At 54.0% G+C, this 3136-nt stretch carries 2 protein-coding genes; both read left to right on the plus strand.

Annotated features, from left to right (window positions below; all coding sequences use genetic code 11):
• Window positions 1-208: 208 nt before the first annotated feature.
• Window positions 209-1204, plus strand: coding sequence for an ABC transporter substrate-binding protein (locus tag YUU_RS0145615; RefSeq protein ID WP_198031980.1), 996 nt, complete (start codon window positions 209-211; stop codon window positions 1202-1204).
• Between the two features lie 205 nt (window positions 1205-1409).
• Entirely contained in the window at window positions 1410-2708 is a 1299-nt protein-coding gene (locus YUU_RS0145620; RefSeq protein WP_027528087.1) for a metallophosphoesterase, read from the plus strand.
• The last annotated feature ends 428 nt before the right edge of the window (window positions 2709-3136 follow it).

The raw sequence follows: 3136 nt of genomic DNA on the forward strand, positions 1-3136 counted from the left end.
ATTACATTCTGCAGTTTGTCATCTAAGTTGAAATCGCTTGCGAGCTTGAGCGCCAGAGCGGTCTTGGACGAATAACTTGTTCTATCGGGCTTAAGCATCTTGGCCTTTTCACACAGCCAAGACCCAAAGGCGACATTTCCGGCGGTCTCTCACGCCCTGCATCTTAAAATCTGATACAATGACCAGTCTTGAGCGCCGGGAGGCGACGATGAGACGGCGCGATTTTATCAGTCTTGTCGCGGGTGCCGTAGCATTGACGTTGGCTGCACGGGCGGAGCCTATAAAGAACAAATTTCGGATCGCTTTTCTTACGGCGGGCTTGAAAAGAGATTATCCAACAATAACGGAGTTCTTCGACGAGTTATCGCGGTCAGGCTACGTCGAGGGGCAAAATATTGTTGTCGAGTTCTTGTCAACCGAGGGGAACAGTGAACGGCGCTCAGAAATTGCGCGCGATGCCGTTCGCGGAAATCCAGACGCAATATTTGTAGTTACGGGACCTCTCACACAACACGTGAGAGACGTTACTCCTAAAATCCCTATTGCTTGCGTTACCTCCGACCCTATTGCTCTTGGACTTACGACGAGCTTAGCCCGGCCAAGCGGTAACGTGACGGGCGTGGTCGTTGACGCAGGGGTCGAAGGCTGGGGCAAGAAATTGCAGCTCTTGAGGGAGGTAGCTCCCAGAGCGAGGAGAATAGGCTTTCTCGCTCGCCAAGCTGTTTGGGAGGGGACTGAAACACCCGCGGTCGTGCGTGCTGTCCGTGCTGCGGCCGAGACCATTGGGGTGGATCTGGTCGGGGTGCCGGTTGCTAGTCCGATGCAGGAAGTGGAGTACCGACATGCATTCGAAACTATCACCATGGAAAAAGTTGACGCGTTGGTAGTTCAAGATTCCGTGGAGAACCTTGCGCATAGGCGGCTCATTGTAGACCTCGTTGCCAAGGCCAAAATTCCGACTGTCTATCCTTTTCGTGCTTATGCGCAACTCGGCGGCTTGATTACGTATGCTGTCGATGAATTTGAACTTATGCGGTATGCCGCGACCCAAATCGCTCAGATGATAAAGGGAAAGCCAGTTCAGGAGATACCTTGGTATCAAGCACGGTCATTCCAACTGATCCTGAACACAAAGGCTGCATCTGCAATCGGCATCGAGTTTCCCCCAACGCTCCTTGCGCGCGCCGACGAGGTGATCGAATGACCATTCTTGGCCCTGAGCGACCGACCTCAACATTTGTGTGCATGCATGGGTAGACCGGAAATGATTGAGACGCTCGTAAGCCGACGCAAATGACCCACTGCCGGCCTCGGCTGTGCAGCAAGCTGGCGCCCCCCCTGACTGACCGCTTCGAATTCGGTATGTTGGCAACTCTGCCCACCGGCGAACCGCACGAGCTTGATCGATCATGCAGCAAGATGCCGTCCGCAAGTACTACTTCGTTAGCGACCTCCACATGGGCGGTGACGGCCAGCTTCAGCATTGCGATTACACCGCCGAGTTCGTTGCATTTCTAAACCAACTGGAAAAAGAAGGTCCCGACACCGAATTGCTAATCGTCGGCGATACGTTCGGGTTCTGGGAACTGACGCTCGTGCGGGGAGTCGAAAAGCTTGATCACATAATTGCGGCGCACCAAGCCATTTTTGATCAACTCTACGCTACCGGGACGCGCATCAAGATCACCATGATGGTCGGCAATCATGACTATGACCTTGCTTGCAACGCCGAATTTGCCGCCAAGCTGCGACAATACAACATTCATCTTGACACCAGTCTGGTCCTGATCCGCGCCGTTGGCGACAAAAAGATCTGGATTGAGCACGGGCAGCAGCGCGACGAATTCAATGCCTTTCGCGACTATGGCAGTCCTTATGCGCTTCCGGTCGGGTACTTCATTACGCAAACCTTCGTTAGCGGAGCGAGCCGGCATTCCGATTTCGGCAAAGGAGATTGGCTCAAGGATATTCGTTCGGTCGGAACGATGCAGATACCCGACTGGGTTCTGTCCAACTACTTCTACCGGGAGATGAGCGCGGTGCTGCGTTGGGTCCTCCTGCCATTTTTGCTTCTCGCCGGAGTGACTATGGTGGCAATCGCAGGCGAGCTGCTCCGGATAGTCGGCATCTTCGATTACAATATTCTGTTTCACAATCCGCTCATGAGCAGGCTCGGGATCATCGACAACGTCCTTCAAGTGGTGATCGCGATCAATTCGATATTCTTGGTGCTGTTTGGTGTTCCCGCAGCGGTAGTTCAGCACGACCTCAAGCGAACTCTCGGTCGGTTTCGCCTCCTCACCGACTACGGAATTCCAAACCTTGATTCTGAGGAAAGTTATTTAAGAGCGGCTCAGCAAGTGTTCCAAACAGACGGCAGTGTCGCGGTATTCGTCTTCGGACACACCCACGCAGCGTTTCTAAAACGAACGGGGCCGGCCGGTCAGGTGGTTATGAACACGGGAACTTGGCTAAAGCTCTTACACCGCGTCCCAGTCCGGTTTGGTTTATTGCCAGCGGTCTACTATCCCTCATTTCGCCTCAATTATTTTTGCATCGAGAATGAAGACAACCGGCTTGTGATCACCTATGTGGCGGTTCCTAAAACCCCTGAGCGCGAATTGACTTGGCTGCAGCGGTTGGTAACGCTCGGTAGAGCTCCAAGATCATCGGAAGCCGTGCCGGCGAGGACGGTCGTGGACCTTTGACAATATTAATGCCGTAGCGGGTGATGTTCAATTGACGCATTGACGCATCGCTCCTGACGTTCGCCGTTGCCGTCGTTTGGTTCGCGGACGTTAGCGCCTCCCGCACGTACAATGCCGCTCGGAATTTAGCAACGTAGGGAAAGATGTGCGCCATAGAGATGGCGCAATGTCGGCTCCTGGCCCTTCGCTGCATATTGCACCGCCACGCACCATTGGTCGCTATCGGAGCATAGCGGAAATCGACAGGCCGACGTCTATTGCAGAGGTCGACGCTCATGACCCGAATGTATGGTCCGGCCGTGCGTTGCAAGAGGTTTCGTCAACCTGTCAGATGCGGTCTTGCATCAATGTATCCGGCCTCTGTTTGGAGCGTTGCTCCGGACCATCATGGATATCAGCGCGCATGCGATCTGATTAGCGGTCAGGCC

Origin of the sequence: Bradyrhizobium sp. Ec3.3 (assembly GCF_000472925.1) — a bacterium.
Classification (GTDB): domain Bacteria; phylum Pseudomonadota; class Alphaproteobacteria; order Rhizobiales; family Xanthobacteraceae; genus Bradyrhizobium.

What these genes read in the sequence shown, in the direction of transcription:
- YUU_RS0145615 (WP_198031980.1), top strand. Translation starts at nt 209, where the DNA reads ATGAGACGGCGCGATTTTATCAGTCTTGTCGCGGGTGCCGTAGCATTG.
- YUU_RS0145620 (WP_027528087.1), top strand. Translation starts at nt 1,410, where the DNA reads ATGCAGCAAGATGCCGTCCGCAAGTACTACTTCGTTAGCGACCTCCAC.